The 20,329-nt window shown below is 70.0% G+C and carries 19 protein-coding genes, 1 tRNA gene and 1 pseudogene; 12 read left to right on the forward strand and 9 right to left on the reverse strand.

The features are described from left to right. Positions 1-24 precede the first annotated feature (24 nt). Positions 25-711 (reverse strand): cell division ATP-binding protein FtsE, encoded by a 687-nt coding sequence (ftsE, locus tag R2N01_RS03595; RefSeq protein WP_316668547.1) that lies wholly within the window; start codon positions 709-711, stop codon positions 25-27. A 177-nt stretch (positions 712-888) separates the two neighbouring features. Beyond that, positions 889-2,007 carry a peptide chain release factor 2 gene (gene prfB / locus R2N01_RS03600; protein WP_399553227.1) on the reverse strand — a complete coding sequence of 373 codons (1,119 nt, stop codon included), beginning with the start codon at positions 2,005-2,007 and terminating at the stop codon, positions 889-891. Between the two features lie 150 nt (positions 2,008-2,157). On the opposite strand from prfB, the gene R2N01_RS03605 reads away from it, so the two are divergent. The 3 genes from R2N01_RS03605 to R2N01_RS03615 all read left to right on the forward strand — a co-directional run bounded on the left by R2N01_RS03605 (position 2,158) and on the right by R2N01_RS03615 (position 4,814). After that, positions 2,158-3,054: a transporter substrate-binding domain-containing protein gene (locus R2N01_RS03605; protein WP_316668552.1), complete on the forward strand. Its 897-nt coding sequence runs from the start codon at positions 2,158-2,160 to the stop codon at positions 3,052-3,054. A gap of 170 nt (positions 3,055-3,224) precedes the next feature. After that, positions 3,225-4,031: an amino acid ABC transporter permease gene (locus R2N01_RS03610; protein WP_316668577.1), complete on the forward strand. Its 807-nt coding sequence runs from the start codon at positions 3,225-3,227 to the stop codon at positions 4,029-4,031. Positions 4,032-4,046: 15 nt separating this feature from the next. Next, positions 4,047-4,814 (forward strand): amino acid ABC transporter ATP-binding protein, encoded by a 768-nt coding sequence (locus R2N01_RS03615; RefSeq protein ID WP_316668578.1) that lies wholly within the window; start codon positions 4,047-4,049, stop codon positions 4,812-4,814. A gap of 111 nt (positions 4,815-4,925) precedes the next feature. Here the strand turns inward: R2N01_RS03615 and R2N01_RS03620 are convergent, their stop codons facing one another. Continuing rightward, entirely contained in the window at positions 4,926-5,456 is a 531-nt protein-coding gene (locus R2N01_RS03620) for an SDR family oxidoreductase (protein WP_316668554.1), read from the reverse strand. Positions 5,457-5,874: 418 nt separating this feature from the next. Between R2N01_RS03620 and R2N01_RS03625 the strand changes: the two are divergent. Beyond that, positions 5,875-6,195, forward strand: a pseudogene (locus tag R2N01_RS03625) (alcohol dehydrogenase catalytic domain-containing protein); the annotation flags it as partial. Then, positions 6,178-6,822: a zinc-binding dehydrogenase gene (locus tag R2N01_RS03630; RefSeq protein ID WP_399553230.1), complete on the forward strand. Its 645-nt coding sequence runs from the start codon at positions 6,178-6,180 to the stop codon at positions 6,820-6,822. The pseudogene R2N01_RS03625 and the gene R2N01_RS03630, both read left to right, overlap by 18 nt. Positions 6,823-7,251: 429 nt before the next feature. Here the strand turns inward: R2N01_RS03630 and R2N01_RS03635 are convergent. The 4 genes from R2N01_RS03635 to aceE form a co-directional block, all read right to left on the reverse strand. Beyond that, positions 7,252-7,325 (reverse strand) — tRNA-Val (locus tag R2N01_RS03635). A 111-nt stretch (positions 7,326-7,436) separates the two neighbouring features. Further along, positions 7,437-7,886 carry an Hsp20/alpha crystallin family protein gene (locus R2N01_RS03640; protein WP_399553228.1) on the reverse strand — a complete coding sequence of 150 codons (450 nt, stop codon included), beginning with the start codon at positions 7,884-7,886 and terminating at the stop codon, positions 7,437-7,439. A gap of 252 nt (positions 7,887-8,138) precedes the next feature. Further along, positions 8,139-8,567, reverse strand: coding sequence for a DUF3052 domain-containing protein (locus R2N01_RS03645; RefSeq protein WP_399553229.1), 429 nt, complete (start codon positions 8,565-8,567; stop codon positions 8,139-8,141). A 180-nt stretch (positions 8,568-8,747) separates the two neighbouring features. Further along, positions 8,748-11,504 (reverse strand): pyruvate dehydrogenase (acetyl-transferring), homodimeric type, encoded by a 2,757-nt coding sequence (gene aceE, locus R2N01_RS03650; protein WP_316668556.1) that lies wholly within the window; start codon positions 11,502-11,504, stop codon positions 8,748-8,750. 241 nt (positions 11,505-11,745) lie between these two features. On the opposite strand from aceE, the gene R2N01_RS03655 reads away from it, so the two are divergent. The 7 genes from R2N01_RS03655 (at position 11,746) to R2N01_RS03685 (ending at position 19,121) form a co-directional block, all read left to right on the forward strand. Beyond that, positions 11,746-12,948 carry an amino acid aminotransferase gene (locus R2N01_RS03655; RefSeq protein WP_316668557.1) on the forward strand — a complete coding sequence of 401 codons (1,203 nt, stop codon included), beginning with the start codon at positions 11,746-11,748 and terminating at the stop codon, positions 12,946-12,948. A gap of 160 nt (positions 12,949-13,108) precedes the next feature. After that, entirely contained in the window at positions 13,109-14,182 is a 1,074-nt protein-coding gene (locus tag R2N01_RS03660) for a sugar kinase (RefSeq protein ID WP_316668559.1), read from the forward strand. Next, the gene (locus R2N01_RS03665; protein ID WP_316668561.1) at positions 14,157-15,371 is read left to right on the forward strand and encodes a helix-turn-helix domain-containing protein; all 1,215 of its coding nucleotides are present in this window, start codon (positions 14,157-14,159) and stop codon (positions 15,369-15,371) included. Before R2N01_RS03660 ends, R2N01_RS03665 begins: the two co-directional genes overlap by 26 nt. 149 nt (positions 15,372-15,520) lie before the next feature. Next, complete coding sequence (locus tag R2N01_RS03670) at positions 15,521-16,474, forward strand: ACP S-malonyltransferase (RefSeq protein WP_316668563.1); 954 nt, start codon at positions 15,521-15,523, stop codon at positions 16,472-16,474. Next, the gene (locus tag R2N01_RS03675; protein ID WP_316668566.1) at positions 16,471-17,475 is read left to right on the forward strand and encodes a beta-ketoacyl-ACP synthase III; all 1,005 of its coding nucleotides are present in this window, start codon (positions 16,471-16,473) and stop codon (positions 17,473-17,475) included. Before R2N01_RS03670 ends, R2N01_RS03675 begins: the two co-directional genes overlap by 4 nt. 66 nt (positions 17,476-17,541) lie before the next feature. Further along, positions 17,542-17,790: an acyl carrier protein gene (locus R2N01_RS03680; protein WP_316668568.1), complete on the forward strand. Its 249-nt coding sequence runs from the start codon at positions 17,542-17,544 to the stop codon at positions 17,788-17,790. A gap of 71 nt (positions 17,791-17,861) precedes the next feature. After that, positions 17,862-19,121, forward strand: coding sequence for a beta-ketoacyl-[acyl-carrier-protein] synthase family protein (locus R2N01_RS03685; RefSeq protein ID WP_316668570.1), 1,260 nt, complete (start codon positions 17,862-17,864; stop codon positions 19,119-19,121). Positions 19,122-19,131: 10 nt separating this feature from the next. On the opposite strand, the gene R2N01_RS03690 is transcribed toward R2N01_RS03685, so the two are convergent. Next, positions 19,132-20,115 carry an alpha/beta fold hydrolase gene (locus R2N01_RS03690; RefSeq protein ID WP_316668572.1) on the reverse strand — a complete coding sequence of 328 codons (984 nt, stop codon included), beginning with the start codon at positions 20,113-20,115 and terminating at the stop codon, positions 19,132-19,134. Positions 20,116-20,196: 81 nt separating this feature from the next. Beyond that, positions 20,197-20,322, reverse strand: a complete 126-nt coding sequence (locus tag R2N01_RS03695) for a DUF3145 family protein (RefSeq protein WP_399553231.1) — start codon at positions 20,320-20,322, stop codon at positions 20,197-20,199. Positions 20,323-20,329 lie beyond the last annotated feature (7 nt).

The following is a 20,329-nucleotide window of genomic DNA, read 5'->3' on the forward strand; positions in this document are numbered from 1 at the left end:
GTGCGGACGGGCGCTTCGCGGACCTCACGCGGTGCCGTAGGCGCCGGTCGCCTGGTCGCGGATGACCTCGCCGGCCTCGATCTCGATGACACGGCGGCGCATCTGGTCGACGACCGTCGCGTCGTGGGTCGCCATGAGCACCGTGGTACCGCGGCGATTGATGCGGTCGAGCAGCTTCATGATGCCGATGGAGGTGGCCGGGTCGAGATTGCCGGTGGGCTCGTCGGCGATGAGTACGAGCGGGTCGTTGGCGACGGCGCGGGCTATGGCCACGCGCTGCTGCTCTCCGCCGGAGAGCTCCTCGGGCAACCGGTCGCCCTTGGTCGACAGGCCGACCAGTTCGAGGGTGGCGGGCACGCGCCCGCGGATCTCGGCGCCGGACCGGCCGATCACCTGCAGGCCGAAGGCGACGTTCTCGTAGACCGTCTTGCCCGGCAGTAGGCGGAAGTCCTGGAAGATCATGCCGACCCTGCGGCGCAGCTTCGGGACGCGGAACTGGCCCAGCCTGCCGACGTCCTGGCCATCGACGAGGACGCGGCCCCGGGTGGCTCGGATCTCCCGCGTGATGAGGCGCAGGAAGGTGGACTTGCCCGAGCCGGAGGCGCCGACGAGGAAGGCGAACTCGCCCCTGTCGACGGCCACGCCGATGTGCGACAGTGCCGGGGTGGTCTGGTTCGGGTAGATCTTCGTGACGTTCTCGAATGTGATCACAGCTGTTTCCTGCCGGCTCGGGCTTGGGGAAGAAGGAGCGCCGAGCGGCCGCCTGGGCCGCCGCGGCGGTCGCCCTTGAGTCTAGGCGGGCGGCCCGTGGCGCCGGGCAGCCCGGCACGCCCGGCGTGTCGCGCCGGGCTGCGAGGGGCCGCGCCGGGCCAGGACCGCGCGTCCGGGTCAGGTCTCCTGCTCGGTCCGGCGCCGCCAGCGGATGCCCGAGTCGATGAAGGCATCGATGTCGCCGTCGAAGACGGCATCCGGATTGCCCGATTCGTGATTGGTCCTCAGATCCTTGACCATCCGGTAGGGATGCAGTACGTACGAACGCATCTGGGAACCCCACGAGTTGCCGTCGGACTTCAGGGCGTTCATCTCGGCCTCGCGCTCGGCGCGGGCCTTCTCGAGCAGCTTGGCCTGCAGGACCCGCAGGCAGGCCGCCTTGTTCTGGATCTGGGAGCGCTCGTTCTGACAGCTCACCACGATGCCGGTGGGCAGATGGGTGACGCGCACGGCCGAGTCGGTCGTGTTGACGCCCTGGCCGCCCGGCCCCGAGGCGTGGAAGACGTCGACGCGGATGTCCTGCTCCGGGATGTCGATGTGGTCGGTCTCCTCGACGACGGGCAGCACCTCGACACCGGCGAAGCTCGTCTGGCGCCGGCCCTGGTTGTCGAAGGGGCTGATGCGCACCAGGCGATGGGTGCCCTGCTCGACCGAGAGGGTGCCGTAGGCGTAGGGGCGCTTGACCGTGAAGGTCGCCGATTTGATGCCGGCCTCCTCGGCGTAGCTGATGTCGTAGACCTCGTAGGCGTACTCGTGGCGCTCGCACCAGCGCTCGTACATGCGCAGCAGCATGGCGGCGAAGTCGGCGGCGTCGACGCCGCCGGCCTCGGAGCGGATCGTCACGAGGGCATCGCGCTCGTCGTACTCGCCCGACAGCAGGGTGCGGACCTCGAGGGCCTCGATCTCACCGGCGAGGGCGCCGACCTCCTCGACGGCCTCGGCCGCGGTGTCGTCGTCGCCCTCCTCGACCGCCAGCTCGATGAGCACCTGCACGTCGTCGAGACGCCCGCGCAGATCCTCGATGCGCTCGACATCGGATTGCAAGCGCGAGAGCCTGCTGGTCACCTGCTGGGCGTGCTCCTGGTCGTTCCACAGATCGGGCGCCGCGGACTCCACCTCGAGCTCGGCGATCTGCTCCCTCTTGGACGGCACGTCGACGACGGCCTCGATCGACGTCAGCGACGTGCCGAGCTGCGCGATCCGTTCATTCAATTCATCCAGGGCCACGTCGGACAAGTCTACGGCACCCCCGGGAGGCCGGGCGCGCCGGCGACGCCTGCCCGCCCCGGGAGCCATCGGGTTGATAATTATCAGCGTATGCGCATAATCAGTGGGTTCCGGGCTCCGCCGCATCGGACCCATTCGTCATCACAAGCAGGAGGACTCGTGCGTTCAAGAGGACTCATCGCCGCCCTGGCGGTGATGTGCGCGGTGCCATTGACCGCCTGCCAGTCGGCGAACACGGTCATCGCCGACTACAACGAGACGGGCACGACGGGCTACGACACGTCGACGGTGCAGGCCGATCCGGCCGTCCGGGCCCTCGTGCCGGAGTCGGTCTCGGCCGACGGCAACCTGACCATCGGGTCGAACCTGTACTGGGCCCCGGCCGAGTTCCAGCAGGGCGGGACCCCGGTCGGCTACGAGATCGACATGATGGGGGCCGTCGCCCATCGCATGGGCCTGGAACTGAGCGTGGAGAACGCCGAGTTCGACTCGATCCTGCCGGCCATCCCGACCAAGTACGAGGCGGGCGCCTCGTCGTTCACGATCACCTCCGAGCGCGAGGCCAACTTCAACATGATCCAGTTCTACTTCGGCGGCATCGCCTGGGCCACGCAGACCGGCGATCCGACCGGGTTCGACCCGGCCGACATCTGCGGCCGCTCGGTCGGCGTGCAGACCGGCACGGTGGAGGACGACGAGGTCGCCGAGACGGCCAAGAGCTGCGACGTGCAGCCCGACATCCAGCGCTACGACAGCCAGGAGGCCGTCACGCAGGCACTGGCCGGCGGGAAGATCGAGGCCATGTCGGCCGACTCCCCCGTCATCGAGTACGCGATCTCGAAGACCGGTGGCGCGCTCGCCACCGTCGGCGAGGTCACCGACGCCGCGCCCTTCGGCGTCGTCGTGGCCAAGGACGACCCGGCCATGACCGGGGCCGTGCAGGCGGCCCTGCAGTCCCTCATGGACGACGGCACGCTGAGGCAGATCTTCGCCGCCTGGGGCATCAGCGACAACGTCGCCGAGCAGGCGGTCGTGAACCCGGAGGTCGCAGGATGAGCGACGAGCCTGTCGGCACCCGCTCCGACGACGCCCCGGAGCTGATCCACGCGATCCCGCTGCCCCATTGGGGCCGGTGGGTCGCCATCGCGGTGATCGTCGTGCTGATCGCGATGGCCGTGCACGGCCTGATCACGAACGAGAACTACCACTGGGGTCTCGTCCTCCCGATGCTGTTCACCTACGAGATCGGCAGGGCGATCGGCTGGACGCTGATCCTGACCGTGGCCGCCATGGCGATCGGCATCGTCCTGGCCGTGACCCTGGCCGTCATGCGCCGCAGCGACAACCCGGTGATGCGCGGGGTGGCCACCTTCTACATCTGGTTCTTCCGCGGAACGCCCATCTACACCCAGCTGATCTTCTGGGGCCTGGTCGGCGTGCTCTACCCGCGCCTGAGTCTGGGCGTCCCGTTCGGCCCGGAGTTCTTCAGCTTCCGGACCTACGACGTCTTCACCGCCGGCGTGAGCGCCGTCGTGGGTCTGGGTCTGAACGAGGCCGCCTATCTGTCCGAGATCGTCCGCTCGGGGCTCAACTCGGTCGACAGGGGCCAGGAGGAGGCCGCCCAGGCGCTCGGCATGAGCCCGCGGACGATCCTGTTCCGCATCGTGCTCCCCCAGGCGATGCGCGTCATCGTCCCGCCGACCGGCAACGAGACGATCTCCATGCTGAAGACCACCTCCCTGGTGACGGCCGTGCCGTTCACCCTGGAACTCACCAAGGTGGCCACCGACTACGGCTCCCAGACACTGCTGCCGATCCCTTTCCTGGTGGTCGCCGGCATCTGGTATCTCGTCATCACCTCGGTCCTCATGTTCTTCCAGTCGAAGATCGAGGCCTATTACGGCCGCAGCGACTCGCAGAGCCCGGGCCGGCTGTCGCGCCGCAGCAGACGCAGGCAGCGCACGTCCCGTCAGGCCGCCGTCAATGCGGCACGTACGACACCGGGCTCGACACCGGCCGAGTGGACCCCGTAGGAGCAGGACATGGCAATGGTTGAGGTGCACGACGTGCACAAGTTCTACGAGGAGCTGCACGTCCTCAAAGGCGTGGACCTGACGGTCGAACGCGGCCAGGTCTGCACGATCCTGGGACCGTCCGGCTCGGGCAAGTCGACGCTGCTGCGCTGCGTCAACGTGCTCGAGGAGATCCAGTCCGGCTCGATCACGGTCGACGGCACCCTCATGGGCTACGCGAAGGACGACCGGGGACGGCTGCACGAGTTGCGCCCCAGACAGCTGGCGGCCCAACGGGCCAGGATCGGCATGGTCTTCCAGCGGTTCAACCTGTTCCCGCACATGTCCGCCCTCGGCAACGTCATGGCCGCACCGGTACGCGTGGCCGGCAGGTCCAAGGAGAGCGCCAGGGCCCAGGCCGTCCAGCTGCTGGAGCGCGTCGGCCTGTCCGACCGCGCCCACCACTACCCCGCCCAGCTGTCGGGCGGCCAGCAGCAGCGCGTGGCGATAGCCCGCGCGCTGGCCATGGAGCCGGATCTGATGCTCTTCGACGAGCCGACCAGCGCCCTCGACCCCGAGTTGGTCGGCGAGGTGCTGGCGGTCATGCAGGACCTGGCCTCCTCCGGCATGACGATGATGGTCGTCACCCACGAGATGGGATTCGCCCGCGAGGTCTCCGACCGGGTGGTGTTCATGGATGACGGCGCGATCGTCGAGGCCGGGCCCCCTGCCGACGTGCTCGAGCACCCCGCCCGGGGCCGTACGCAGGAGTTCCTCGACAAGGTGCTCGGCCGCACGAGGTGATCCCGGGTCGGCGGCCCGGCGGGTTCCCGCTCCCCCGCGGGGCGGTCGACGCCCACCCGCCGGGTCCCCAACCCCGCCTCCCCGTCCTCTGCGGACGGTTCTCCCGCAGGCTCACGGCACCGACGTCATGCCGCCGACGAGGATGTTCTGCCCGGTGACGAAGCCGGAGGCCGGCGAGGACAGGTGCACCAGGGTCCCGAGGAGCTCCCCGGGCCCAGCCCATCGCCGGGCCGGGGTGCGCCGGGCCACCCGGGCGCCGGACTCGGGATCGTCGATGAGGGCGGTGTTCATCTCGGTGTTGATGGTCTTGCCCGAACCGCGTTCCACCATCGCCGGGGCGACGGCCCGGGACACGTGGGACACCCCGCTCAGGCTGGGCCCGGTGACCTCGTCCCACTGCTCGGCGGGGAACCCGTGGAACGGGGCCCTGCGCTGAAGACCGGCGTTGTCGACCAGGCGGTCGAATCGGGCCTCGTCGCCCTCGTTCGCTGCGGAACCGGCTTGCCCCTGGACCGTTGCAAGAGTAACACTATGTTTTGGCAAGTGATAAATATATTTCTTTGTAAGAAACATCATGGTTTTGCCCGACCACGCCGACGACGAGGGGGACCGAACGATGGCGATGAGGGACACCCAGGTCATACCGGCCGGCGCGCCCGGAGCAGCAGGCCCGGCGCCGGAAGGGCCCGGAGGCGGGCGCATCATGACGGACCGGATCGATCGGCGTCATCGTCGCCGGCCCCGGACGGAACCACGTGACCGTCCGCGTCGCGACCGCCGACGGCATCACGGAGTTGGGCGACGCCACTGTGAACGGCCGGGAGCCGGCGGTGGCCGCCTCGAGCCCCGGCGAGGCCCCGGTCCCGGTGTCGACATCGACGAGGAGGTCCTCAGGAGCCATCCCTGCGAACCCGCCCATCCGCCCGTCGCCCGCGGCACCGATGGCACGCTCACCGACTGGTGACTCCGAAAGGACCAATGATGAAAGCACTCAAGATCCTCGGCCCGCAGAACATGGTGGTCCAGGAACTCCCCACCCCCCCGACCGGGGCCCGACGAGGTCCGCGTCCGCATCCACTACGTCGGCATCTGCGGGTCCGATCTCAACTACTACTTCAGGGGGGCCAACGGCCCCAACACCGTGCGTGAGCCCTTCAGCTTCGGCCACGAGCTGTCCGGACTCGTCGACGAGGACCCGTCCGGGGGCTGGGCGCCGGGCACGCCGGTCGCCATCGCCCCGGCCTCGCCAGGACGTCCCGCGGCCGGCCTCGAGGACAAGCCCTACCTGTGGCCCGGCAGCCACTACATGGGCAGCGCGGCCAATCTCCCCCGCGACCAGGGCGGAGCCAGCGAGTACGTCGTCATCAAGCGCCACATGGTTCGGGTGCTCCCCGAATCCGTCGGTCTCAGGGACGGTGCGCTCGCCGAGCCCCTGGCGGTGGCCCTGCACGCGTTGAACACCGCCGGCCGCAGCGCGGGCGGCATCAGGGACCGGGACGTCCTCGTGTCGGGATCAGGCCCCATCGGGCTCCTCGTGGCGGGCGCGGCCAGGATCCTCGGGGCGCGCTCGGTCACGTCGAGCGACATGCTGGCGGCCCCCTTGGAGCGCGCCCGGCGGATCGGCGCGGACCGGACGGTCCAGCTGGGCCGGGACGACCCCGGGGAGGCGGCTTTCGACGTCGTGCTGGAGTGCTCGGGGTCCCCCGGGGCCGTCGAGCCGGCCATCCGCGCGGCCCGCAGGTCCGCAACGGTGTGCCAGGTCGGGACGCTTCCGGACGAGGAGATCTCCGTCAACATCGCCCGGCTCGAGACCAAGGAGATCAGCTGCGTCGGAACGTTCCGCTACGGCGCGGAGTTCGACGACGCGATAACCGTCATCGACCAGAACCCGCGGATCACCACCGCGGTGACCCACACGTTCCCCGCCGGCCGGGCCGTCGAGGCCTTCGAGACGGCCAGGGACAGCGCGCGGTCCGGCAAGGTCCTCGTCTCCATGTGGACGGACTGACCGTTCTCCCCGGTCGCGCTGGCCGGCGGCAGCGCTGGCGTCCGACCAGATGCTCCTCCACGCCGTGGAGAACTCAGCCGCCCCGCCCGGCTCTCCGACGTCGCGGTCCCGAGGTCCGGGCCGCGCGAGATCGCCGACGGGGGGCGGTGCCGACGAGATGAGCCGACAAGACGAGGCGCGCCGACAGGGAGGGCCGTACCAGCCGTGTTCGCCCGGTGCGTCCATGCACCGGGCATCCGTTCTGGCCCCGGCCCCGCTGGAGAACCCGGTCGTGCCGGAGATCTTCATGCACCGGCCCACCGGTTCCCCATCGAGCACGTGCCCGGCAGGAGCCCCGTCATCCGCGGCCACCCGCCCGGCGGGGTGAGGAGAAGCCCGGAACCGCGGATTCTCCCGACGCGACCGGCTGCGCCCCGTCAGGCCGGCCGGTGGGCGCAGACGGGCTCGAACCGCCGACATCATCCTTGTAAGGGATGCGCTCTGACCAACTGAGCTATGCGCCCTCGCCCAGCGATTGTAGCGGTGGACGAGGGCGCGCGCAGTCGCGCGCAGCGGCGGCCCCGCCACCGAGGCGGTGGGGCCGCCGCTCGTTCATCGCCCTCGTCCCGACGGGCTCAGGCCTCCTGGGAGCCCTCGACCTGGGCCGGGGCGTTCACTCCGCTGACGGAGATCTTGCGCGGCTTGGCCTCCTCGGCCACCGGGATCGTCAACGTCAGCACGCCGTCGGCGTAGTCGGCGTTGACATTGGCGAGGTCGAGACCGCCGCCCAGCGTCAGCTGGCGGGCGAAGCTGCCGGTGGTGCGTTCGCGGCTCACCCAGTGGTTCTTGTCCCCGGACTCGATCTCGACGGGCTTGCGCTCCGCGGTGACGGTCAGCGTGCGGTCGTCGATACCGACCTCGATGCTGGCCGGGTCGACGCCCGGCAGATCCAGCTTCGCGATGAAGTTGTCACCGTCGCGGTAGAGGTCCATCGGCATCAGGCGGGAGTCGCGGGCCACCGCCTTGGCGGCCTGGTCGAAGAAGCGATCCATCTCGCGGAAGGGGTTGTACAGCATGGTGCTCATTTTGTGCGCCGTCCTTAGTGCTCTCAGCCGCTCGGGAGTCTCCCGGCGGCACGGTTCCCGCGCGATCCGTCAGGATCAGCGCGTTCACCTTGAGTAACCTCGACTCAATGCTGATTATTCCACCTTGAGTGGAGCGGACTCAATGTTATTTCGTTATTTTCCCGGGGCCCTGTCACCGCGAGCGAGCAGCGGGCGGGGCGCTCGTCCCCGGCCACGGCCCGCCGGTCGGCAGGCACGCCACGCGGGTCCGTCTCAGGAGCGGTGCGCGGTGTGCGAACGGACGATCCTGCACGCCTGCCAGTCGGGACAGACCTCGACGGCGCTCGTGGCGGTGAGCCCGGCGACAGTGGCGCCCTCCGAGATGTCGATCGGCTTGACGTAGCCGGGCCGCCCGATCTTGGGCGTCAGCAACCAGATGTAGCCGGTGTCGGACAGATCGCGCAGCGCGTCGACCAGCGAGTCCGCCACGTCGGTGTCGTCGCGCTGCCACAGAATGACCGCGTCGACGGCCTCGACCGCGTCCTCGATCAGGTCCGCATCGATCTCGTCCATGATGTCGGCGCGCAGATCCTCGTCGACGTCGTCGTCCCAGCCCAGTTCCTGAACAACCATGCCGGGACGCAGTTTGAGTAGTTCGGCTCCCCCCATCGAGGTGGATGACTTGTCAGTACTGCCTGCCATGGCACTACTTCACCACACGCGGGGCCCTCGGTGCTCATCGGGGCGCGCCGGACGGGCGCCCCACCGGTCCGCGCCGCAGGGCCCCGTCACCGGCCGCGAGGCCCACCCCTCGCAGTCCTGGCCTGCGGGGCCCTGCGGCGCGGCTCCGCAGAGGATCCGCCCGGAGCCGTCGGTCGGCGCTCAGTGCTCCTCGGCCTCGACCTCGGGCGCGGCGGCGGAGACGTCCAGCAGGCCGTACCTCCCGGCGGCCCGGGCCGGCCACTCGGCGGGCGCCTCGCCGCGGCGGGCCAGGGCCTGCAGGGTGGCGACCACCATCGACACGGCATCGATGTGCAGCTCGCGACGGGCGGCGGCGCGGGTGTCGGAGAAGCCGAAGCCGTCGGCGCCGAGCACGACGTAGTCGGTGGGCACCCATTCGCGGATCTGGTCCTGGACGGCCTTCATGTAGTCGCTGGTGGCGACCACGGGACCGGGACGACCGGACAGCTTCTGGGCGACGAACGGCACGCGCTGGGGCGACTCGGGGTGCAGGAAGGCCTGCTCGTTGCACTCCAGACCGTCACGGCGCAGCTCGCCCCAGCTGGTGACACTCCACACATCGGCGACGACGCCCCAATCGGCCTTCAACAGCTCCTGGGCCCGCAGGGCCCACGGGACGCCGACGCCGGAGGCGAGCAGCTGGGCGCGACGGGCGTCCGGGCTGACGCCCTCCACCGACCCCTCCTCGAGCAGGTGCATGCCCCTGAGGATGCCCTCGACGTCGACGTCCTCCGGCTCGGCGGGCTGCTCCATCGGCTCGTTGTAGGCCGTGATGTAGTAGGCGATGTCCTCGGGGTCCTCGCCGTACATGCGGCGCAGGCCGTCCTCGACGATGTGGGCCAGCTCGTAGCCGTAGCACGGGTCGTAGCTGAGCAGCGCCGTGTTCGTACTGACCAGGATCGGCGAGTGGCCGTCCATGTGCTGGGTGCCCTCGCCGGTCAGCGTGGTGCGGCCGGCGGTGGCGGCGATGTAGAAGCCGCGGCCCATCTGGTCGGCCGCGGCCCACATGGCATCGCCGGTGCGCTGGTAGCCGAACATCGAGTAGAACAGGTACACCGGGACCATCGGCTGGCCATGGGTGGCGTAGCTGGTGGCGGCCGCGGTCCAGGCGGCGACCGAGCCGGCCTCGTTGATGCCCGTGTGCAGCAGCTGGCCGTTGGTGGCCTCGCGATAGCTGAGCATCAGGTCGTGGTCGACCGGCGTGTAGTTCTGCCCGTTCGGGTTGTAGATCTTGTTGGTCGGGAAGAACGAGTCCATGCCGAAGGTGCGCGCCTCGTCGGGCAGGATCGGCACGACGAACGGGCCGAAGTCCTTCTCGCGCATCAAGTCCTTGAGGATCCGCACGAAGGCCATCGTCGAGGCGATCTTCTGATGGCCGGAGCCCTTCTTGATCGACCTGTAGGCCTTCTCGCCGGGCAGCTGCAGCGTCTTGCCGCCGGTACGGCGCTCGGGCAGGAAGCCGCCGAGCCCGCGGCGCCGCTCGAACAGGTACGCCATGGCGTCCGAGTCGTCGGGCTCCTTGTAGTACGGCGGCTGGTAGGGATCGGCCTCCAGCTGGGCGTCGCTGATCGGGATCCCGCAGCGGTCGCGCAGGCCCTTGAGGTCGTCCAGGGCCATCTTCTTCATCTGGTGGGTCGCATTGCGGCCGGCGAAGTGGGTGCCGAGGAAGTAGCCCTTGATCGTGTGCACCAGGATGACCGTCGGCCCGCCATTGAACTCGGTGGCGGCCTTGTAGGCGTTGTAGATCTTCTTGTAGTCGTGACCGCCGCGGCGCAGCGACCAGATCTCGTCGTCGCTCCACTCGGCGACCATCGCTGCGGTGCGGGGGTCCCTGCCGAAGAAGTGCTCGCGCACCCAGGCGCCGTCATTGGCCTTCATGGTCTGGTAGTCGCCGTCGTTCGTGGCGTTCATGATGTTGACCAGCGCGCCCTCGGCATCGGCCGCCAGCAGCGGATCCCAGTTCTCGCCCCAGATGACCTTGATGACGTTCCAGCCGGCGCCGCGGAAGAAGGCCTCGAGCTCCTGAATGATCTTGCCGTTGCCGCGCACCGGGCCGTCGAGGCGCTGCAGATTGCAGTTGACGACGAAGGTGAGATTGTCGAGGCCCTCGTTGGCGGCGAGCTGCAGGGCCCCGCGGGACTCGACCTCGTCCATCTCGCCGTCGCCGAGGAAGGCCCACACGTGCTGGCGACTGGTGTCCTTGATGCCCCTGTTCTCCAGGTAGCGGTTGAACTGCGCCTGGTGGATGGCGTTGATCGGGCCCAGGCCCATCGACACCGTCGGGAACTCCCAGAAGTCGGCCATGCGGCGCGGATGCGGATAGCTCGGCAGACCGCGCCCGCCGCGGGGGCGCGAGTACTCCTGGCGGAAGCCGTCCAGATCGGCCTCGGTGAGGCGGCCCTCGACGAAGGCGCGGGCGTACATGCCCGGGCTGGCGTGGCCCTGGAAGAAGATCTGATCGCCCCGGTCGTCGGAGTCCTTGCCGCGCCAGAAATGGTTCAGACCCACCTCGTACAGGTGGACGGCGCTGGCGTAGGTGGCGATGTGGCCGCCGACGCCGACGCCCGGGCGCTGCTGGCGGTGCACCATGACGGCGGCGTTCCAGCGCAGGGCGTGACGGATGCGCTGCTCGAGTTCCTCGTCGCCCGGGTACGGCGACTCCTGCTCGGCGGAGATCGTATTGACGTAGTCGGTGGAGACCAGCGAGGGCACGCCGATGCGGCGTTCGCGAGCGCGCTCGTTGAGCTTCAGCATCACATAGCGTGCACGGTTCTGGCCATCGGCATCGATCATCCCGTCCAGGGACCCGACCCATTCACGGGTCTCCTCGGGATCGGTATCGGGCAGGCTCGTGGGCTGGCCATTGAGAATGGGTCCGGGTTCCTCGCGAGGGATCACGCTGTCGTCCTTTCACCTCGGCTGCCCGGCGGCGAACGCTGCCGACGGGCTGTCCCCATCTTCCAACCCGTGAGGGGCCCCATGTGCCGAAACCGAACCAGCCCTCAGCATAATCGGCTCGTCCAGGACCGGTACGACCAGTGGGGACAACCGGTCGAGCCCCGATCTCATCGCGGGGTGCGGTGTCGGGAACATCTGCGGGACGCCGGTAACGTTCGCCCCGGAAAGGAGGGGAACAGGCATGTCTATCTTCGCTGGGCTCGAAGCCGCCCCGAACGATCCGATCTTCCACCTGACCGATCAGTTCAACCAGGACACCGATCCCCGGAAGGTGAATCTCGGCGTGGGCGTCTACCAGGACGACAACGGCAAGGTGCCGCTGCTCAAGTCCGTCGAGACCGTGCAGAGGCGAATGGCCGAGGACCCCGACCCCTGGACCTATCTCCCGATGAGGGGCTGGGAGCCCTTCAACGAGGCTGCCCAGAAGCTCGTCTTCGGCGCCGATTCCGAGCCCGTCGCCTCTGGCCGTGTCGCCACCGTCCAGTCGCTGTCCGGCACCGGCGCCCTTCTGCTGGGGGCCGATCTCTACCACCACCAGGTCGCCCCGGACGCGGGCATGATCGCCTCCGGGCCCACCTGGGCGAACCACCACTCGCTGTTCCGCTACGCCGGCTACGAGACGGGCACCTACCGCTACTACGACGACGCCGGCCAGGGCATCGACTTCGAGGCCATGCTCGCCGACATCAGGGCCGCCGATCCCGGCACGGTCGTGCTGCTGCACGCCTGCTGCCACAACCCGACCGGTTACGACCTGAGCCCCGAGCAGTGGGGCCCGCTGGCCGAGGTGCTCGCCGACCGAGGACTCGCGCCCTTCGTCGACCTGGCCTACGAGGGCTTCTCGCACGGCCTCGAGGAGGACGCCGGTATGGTCCGCGCCTTCGCCTCGGCCGGTCTGAGCTTCCTCGTCGCCAGCTCCTTCAGCAAGAACATGGCCATGTACGGCGGCAGGACCGGCGCGATCCACGCCGTGTGCGCCGACGCCGACGAGGCCGCCCGCGTCAAGACCCAGCTCGCCCGGACCGTTCGCAGCCTGTACTCGAACGCCCCGTTCCAGGGCGCCACGATCGCCGCAACGATTCTCACCGATCCCGATCTGCGCGCCGGCTGGGAGGGCGAGGTCGCGGGCATGCGCATGCGCATCGCCGGCATGCGCGCCGCCCTGCTCGGGGCCCTTGAGGCCGAGGGCGTCGAGGACATGGGTTTCATCACCCGCCAGACCGGCATGTTCAGCTTCTCGGGGCTGAGCAGGGACGAGATGGTCCGCCTGCGCAACGAGTTCCACGTCTACGGCCTCGACAACGGCCGCTTGTGCATGGCCGCCCTGAACAGCCGCAATGTGGACCACGTCGCAACCTCGATCGCCGCAGTCCACAAGCGCTGAACACCCAGGTGACCCGTTCCACGGCGGGCCCGACCCGGCAACACGGTGCACCCGCCCGCACCGGCCCGCCGTGCCGGTTAGTCTGGCACCGTTCAGGCGCGCCACCCGGAGCGGACCGGCAGCGACGGCGCCGAGGCCGAACCCTACGAAAGGCAACGCAATGCAGCTGCGCGAAGACGCCCGGTGGAGCCTCCTCATCCCCACCAGCATGGGGGTGCGCATCAGCCCGGCCGCCGGCCAGCCGGTGCACGCCGCCAACCAGTTCATGCTCCAGGTGACGAGCGCAGAGTCCAACGTCGGCTCCATCGCCAGCTGTCTCGGCCAGCCGGTGAAGGTCCTCACGAACTTCGTCGAGGACTCCCCCATCGCCCAGATCATCAAGTCCGACCTGGCCGGCCGCCACATGGCCTACGAGGGCCCCGAGATCCCGCAGGGCGGCGCCTGGGGCTACCGTCACCAGTTCAACATCGCCGACTCCGGCTACGGCGGCCGCGGCGCCCGCGTCTGGAATGACCGTGCCGGCGAGGTAGGACGCATCCTGGACGTCAAGGACTTCGACCTGGAGCGCATCTTCGGCTCCGAGGGCGTGAAGTTGGTCCACATGTCCGGCCTGGTCGCCGCGCTGAGCCCTGAGACCTGCCGGTTCTGCCTGGAGATCGCCCGCACCGCCGAGAAGCACGGCGCGGCCGTCAGCTTCGACCTGAACTACCGGGCCTCCTTCTGGGAGGGCCGCGAGGCCGAACTGCGCACGGCCTTCACCGAGATCGCGGAGCTGTGCACCGTGCTCGTCGGCAACGAGGAGGACTTCCAGCTGGCCCTCGGCCTGCGGGGTCCCGAGGCCGGCGGTAGGAGCCTGACCGGCAAGATCGACGGCTTCAAGAGCATGATCGCCGAGGCCCACGAGCGTTTCAGCGGCGTCGAGTACTTCACCACCACGCTGCGCGAGGTCATCAGCGCCAACGAGCACATGTGGGGCGCAGTCCTGTGGCACGACGGCGGCTTCCACGTCGCCGAGCCCCGCCCGATCGGCGTGCTCGACCGCATCGGGGGCGGCGACGCCACCGTCGGCGGCATCCTCTACGGTCTGCTCAAGGGGTGGGACGCCGAGAAGTGCATGCAGTTCGGCTGGGCGTGCGGCGCCCTGGCCACCACCTTCCTCACCGACTACGCGATCCCCGCCGACGAGGATCAGATCTGGGCCATCTGGAATGGCAACGCTCGCATCAGGCGCTGAGGGCGCGCCCGTCGGGCACGCCCTGGCCCCCGAGCACCGCGACGAGATCGCCGCGGGCCTGAGGGAGCGGGTCGGCACGCTCACGACGCGAGTGGTCGAGGCCATGGAGGCCCACCATCGCTGGTTCCGGCGCCTCGGGGCCGAGGACCGGAGCTGGATCACCATCGTCGCCCGCGCCGGCATCGACAATTTCCTGGCGTGGTTCGCCGACGCCGGGCGCGCAGCGGACCCGGGCACCCTGTTCAATGCCGCTCCACGCTCCCTGACCCGCAAGGTCTCCCTGCATCAGACGGTCGACCTGGTGCGCACAACGATCAACGTCGTCGCCGAGCAGATCGGCGGGCTCGTTCCGCCCGAGGACCGCCCGGCCCTCGAACTGTCGATCACCCACTTCTCCCGCGAGGTCGCCTTCGCCACCGCCGAGATCTACGCCCGCGCCGCCGAGCTGCGCGGCGGCTGGGACGAGCGCATGGAGGCGCTCATCGTCGACGCGATCGTGCGCGCCGAGGCCGATGACCTGGTCGTCTCGCGGGCCTCGGCCCTCGGCTGGAACACGCGCGGCCCGGTCTGCGTCATCGCCGGGCCGCGCCCCGACGAGCCCGACCTGGAGGGCCTGCGCGACGCCGCCGCCTCCCGGGAGCTCGCCGTGCTCGCCTCCGAGCAGGGCGGGCGCATCATCGTCATCATAGGCGGTGAGCAGCTGATGGACGCCGAGGCCCCGGTGCGCGCCGCGCAGGGCCTCGAGGGGTTCTTCGCCGACGGCACGATCATCGTCGGCCCGATCGTCACCGGCCTGCCCGAGGCCACGTCCTCCGCCCAGAACGCGCTGTCGGCCTCGCGAGTCGCCCATGCCTGGCCCGAGGCCCCGCGCGTCGTCTCCTCGCTCGAGCTGCTGCCCGAGCGTGCACTGGCCGGCCACCCGGTGGCCCGCCGCAGGCTGGTGGACGGCATCTACCGGCCGCTGGTCGATGCCGGCGGCGAGCTGCTCACGACGGCGATCGGGTTCCTCGACAACGGCCGCGCCGTCGAGCCCACCGCGCGGGCCCTGTTCGTGCACGCCAATACGGTGCGCTACCGCCTGCGCAAGGTGGAAGAGGTCACGGGGATGAATCCCCTCGACCCGCGCCAGGCCTATGTGCTGCACCTGGGGATCACCCTGGGCCGCCTCGTGGCGACGGCTCCCCGGTAAGAACGGAATTCCCCGGTCCGGATAAAACCCGATGCGGCCCACCGGCGCCGACGCCACCATCATTTGTGGGATCCCTACAAGAATCCGGTATCATTTTTCGTCGGGATGGAACCCGCGGACCCCACCGTCTCCGGGGCAAGATGGATTCCATGCTTGTGATCGTCGCCCCCGGACAGGGTGCTCAGACGCCCGGATTCCTGACCCCCTGGCTCGAGATCGAGGCCTTCGCCGAGGGTCTGGCCCAGCTCTCCCAGGTCACCGGCCTCGACCTGGCCCGGCTCGGCACCACGGCCGACGCCGACACGATCAAGGACACCGCGGTGGCCCAGCCGCTGCTCATGGGCGCCGGCCTGCACGCCGCCCGCGTGGCGGCCCCGGGGCTCGAGTTCGGCCTGTTCTCGTTGGCCGACGTCGCCGCCGGCCACAGCGTCGGCGAGATCACCGCCGCCGCCGGCGTGGGCGTCCTCGACCCGAGGCAGGCGGCGGTCTTCATCCGCGAGCGCGGTCGCGGCATGGCAGCGGCCTCCGCCGTCGAGCCCACCGGCATGGCCGCAGTCGTCGCCGGCGACAACGATGAGGTCCTGTCCCGTATAGCCGAGTGCGGCCTGACCGCCGCCAACCACAACGGCTCCGGCCAGATCGTCGCCGCCGGCACCGCGGCCCAGCTCCAGGCCCTCCGCGACAATCCACCGGCCCGCGCCCGGGTCATCCCGCTGGCCGTCGCCGGCGCCTTCCACACGTCCCACATGGCCCCCGCCCGGCCGAGGCTGGCCGAGCTGGCGGCCACGATGACCACCGCCGACCCGGCCACCAGGCTGCTCAGCAACCGGGACGGCGAGGTCGTCGCCTCCGGCGCCGAGTACCTGCAGCGTCTGGTCGACCAGGTCACCACCCCGGTCCGCTGGGACCTGTGCATGGACACCATGCGCGGGCTCGGCGCCACCGGCCTGCTCGAACTGCCCCCGGCCAAGACCCTCACGGGCATCGCCAGGCGCAGTCTCAAGGGCGTCGAGCTCTTCACCCTCAACACTCCCGATCAGATCGACGAGGCGCTGGCCTTCTGCCGGAGGCACGCCGCCACCGCCCAGGAGGCCCGAACATGACGACACTGGCTACCTCTACCGGCGCGCGGTACGCGCGCATCCTCGGCACCGGCTCCTACCGCGGTTCCCGGGTGGTGACCAACGAGCAGATGTGCACGATGATCGACTCCACCCCGGAGTGGATCGAGCAGCGCACGGGCATCAAGGAGCGGCACTGGGCCACCGAGGACGAGACGCCCCTGTCGATGTCCGCCGCCGCCTGCCGGAGCGCCATGGACATGGCCGGCGTCGAACCCGGGCGGATCGGCGCCATCATCGTGGCCTCCGTCTCGCACCACCGCCCCTCGCCGGCCCTGGCCGACTACCTGGCGCGCGAGCTCGGCTGCCCCGATCCGGCCGCCTTCGACATCTCCGCGGCCTGCGCCGGTTTCTGCTACAGCGTCGCGCTGGCCGAGTCGCTGATCCGCGCCGGTCATGCCGGCGACGACGGCCTCGTCCTGATCGTGGGCGTCGAGAAACTGTCCGAGATGATCAACATCGCCGATCGCGGCACCGCCTTCATCTTCGGCGACGGCGCCGGCGCGGCCGTCATCGGTCCGTCGCGGACCCCCGGCATCAGCCCGACGGTGTGGGGCTCCAAGCCGGAGAACGTCGAGACCATCCAGATCGAGAACTGGCTCGCCGGTGCGAGCAACGACACCGGCTACCCCTTCATCACGATGGACGGCCGTACGGTGTTCAAGTGGGCCCTGGCCGAGGTCACCGGCCACGCCGCCCGCGCCATCGAGCTGGCCGGCATCCGGCCCGAGGAGCTGGACATCTTCCTGCCCCACCAGGCCAATGACCGCATCACCGATGCGCTGGTGCGCCACCTGCACCTGCCCGAGAACGTGGCCGTGGGCCGCGACATCGCCGAGATGGGGAACGCCTCGGCCTCGTCCATCCCGATCGCCCTGGATCGTATGATCCGCGAGGGCCGGGCCACCAGCGGCCAGACCGCACTGATCATCGGTTACGGCGCGGGTCTTACCTACGCCGGCCAGATCGTCGTCATACCCTGAGCGAATCGGCGTCCCGCCGACGACAACCGACCCGTTCCCACAACACCACGACAAGAAAGGGCCGACATGGCTACCAACGAAGAGATCCTGACCAAGCTCGCCGACATCGTCAACGACGTCGCCGGCGTCCCGGTCGAGGACATCCAGCCCGACAAGAGCTTCATCGACGACCTGGACATCGACTCCCTGTCGATGGTCGAGATCGTCTACGCCCTGCAGGAGGCCTACAACATCGACATCCCCGACGAGGACGTCAAGGGCCTGAGCACCGTCGCCGACGCCGTCGCCTACGTCGAGAAGGCCCAGCAGGCCTGAGGCGGACCGGCCGACCGATCCACGTCACTCGACTCACTCCGCACTCGAACACCCATACTGGAGGACAACACATGAGCGCCATCGTCGTCACCGGCCTGGGGGCGCTGACTCCGCTCGGCAACGACGTTGCGAGCACCTGGGAGGGGCTCCGCAACGGCCGAAGCGGCATCAGCACCATCGAGCAGGAGTGGGCCGTCGACCTGCCCGTGCGCTTCGCCGGGCAGGTCGACGTGGACGTCGACTACCATCAGGCCCCCCCCCAGGCCCGGCACATGGAACCTTCCAGCCAACAGGCCGTCATAGCCGCCCCCCCCGCCAGGGAGGACCCCGGCCTCACCTTCGAGCCCGAGAACGAAACCGATCCCAGTCGCCTCGCCTCACTCGTCGGCACCGGCATCGGCGGACTGCAGAGCACGATCCGCCAGTGGGAGATCTTGAGGAACAAGGGCCTGCGCCGGGTGAGCCCCTTCACCGTCCCGATGCTCATGTCCAATGCGCCGGCGGCCAACGTCGGTCTGCGCATCGGGGCCCGCGCCGGCGTCCACACCACCGTCTCGGCCTGCGCCTCCTCCAACGAGGCCATTTCGCTGGCCCTCGACACGCTGCGCCTCGGGCGCGCCGACATCGCCGTCGCCGGCGGCACCGAGGCGCTCATCCACCAGCTGCCGATCGTCTCGTTCACCCAGATGCAGGCGCTGTCCAAGCGCAACGACGAACCGCAGAAGGCCTCCCGCCCGTGGGACAAGAACCGCGACGGCTTCGTCATGGGCGAGGGCGCCGTCATGCTCGTCCTGGAGACCCTCGAGCACGCCCGGGCGCGCGGCGCCATGATCTACGGCACGATCGCGGGCTCCGGCATCAGCGCGGATTCCTATGACATGGTCAAGCCCGATCCGAGCGGCCGGGGCCAGATCGCAGCCATGCGCATGGCCCTCGAGAACTCGGGCCTGGCCCCCTCCGACATCAGCCACATCAACGCCCACGCCACCTCGACCCCGGTCGGCGACACCACCGAGGCCCATGGCATCCGCTCGCTGCTCGGCGACGACGCCGATCACGTCGTCGTCACGGCCACCAAGTCGATGACCGGTCACCTGCTGGGCGCCGCCGGCGCCCTCGAAAGCATGGCGACCGTCCTGGCCCTGCGCGACCGCATCGCACCCCCGACGATCAACCTGGACGACCCCGAGGACGGCTTGGACGTGACCATCGCCGCGAACAGGGCCATCGAGCTGCCTGCCGAGGGCCGGCTGGCCGCCCTGAACAACTCGTTCGGCTTCGGCGGTCACAACGTGGCCGTGGCCATCACCAACGACAACGCCACCGGGTGAGCCCGGCGCATCAGTCGAAGATCCGGCCGGTGCGGCGGCGCTCCAGCCAGTCGATGAGGCAGGCGGTGATCTCGTCCCTGTTGGTCTCGTTGAGCAGCTCATGGCGGGCGCCCTGCCAGACCCTGCCGATGACGTCGGTGAGGCCGGCGATGCCGTACTCCCCCACGACCTCTTCGACGGCCCTCCCGTCGCGCCCGACCGGATCGGCGCTGCCGCTGGTGACGAGCACCGGCAGGTCCCGACTGACCAGGGCGACATGGCTGCGCGAGTGGACGCGGAGCTGGCCGCTGATCACTTCGGCGAAGAAACCGTTGGAACAGGTGAAACCGCACCAGGGATCGACGACGTACTCATCGACCTCGGCCTCGTCGCGGCTGAGCCAGTCGAACCTGGTGCGCGCGGGCTCGAAGGCCTTGTTGTACGAGGCGAAGCCCAGCCTGTGCACGACGGCACTGGGGCTGTCCCAGCCGCGCACCCTGGCCTCGGCCCGCGCCAGCGCGCGGGCCGGAGGGCCCGCGCGCCCCATGCTCGGCACGGTGCCCATCAGGATCATGCCGTCGAGCCCCTCGGACCAGCGCATCGCGTACTCGCGGGCCAGCACCGATCCCATCGAGTGGCCCATGAGGAACTGCCCGGCACCCGGATGGCGGCGCACTGCCAGCTCGTGGACGGCGTGGAGGTCCTCGGCGGCGATGGACCACCCGTCGCGCGGCCAGACCCCGGCGCGCTCGGGGCGCCCGGCCGTGCCGCCGTGGCCGCGGTGGTCGCTGGCGTAGACGGCCCAGCCCGCCGCCGTCAGGGCGCGGGCGAAACGGTCGTAGCGCCCGGAGTGCTCGGACATGCCGTGACTGATCTGCAGGACGGCCAGCGGTTCACCGGCCGGCAACCAGGCGCGCACCAGCAGGCGCTCGCCGTCGGGACGGCTGAGACGCCCGGCCTCGACGCGGGTCTGGGGGGGAATCGTGCTGCTCGACGTCGGCCACCCCTCGAGCATAACGGCACCGGGGCCCATCGGGAACCGGGCCTCGGAAGCCCGTCCGGGCGGGTCCCGGACGGCGGCGGCGCGGTCGGCCGTTCAGCCCGCGCGGTGGAGCCACCGCACCGGTGCGTCGTCCCCGGCGTGGCGGAAGATCTCGAGCTCGTCGTCCCAGGGGGCGCCGAGCAGGTCGTCGATGCGCCCGGAGAGGTCGCCCCCGGCCAGGGCGGAG

Source organism: uncultured Propionibacterium sp., from assembly GCF_963539965.1.
Taxonomy (GTDB): Bacteria; Actinomycetota; Actinomycetes; order Propionibacteriales; family Propionibacteriaceae; genus Propionibacterium.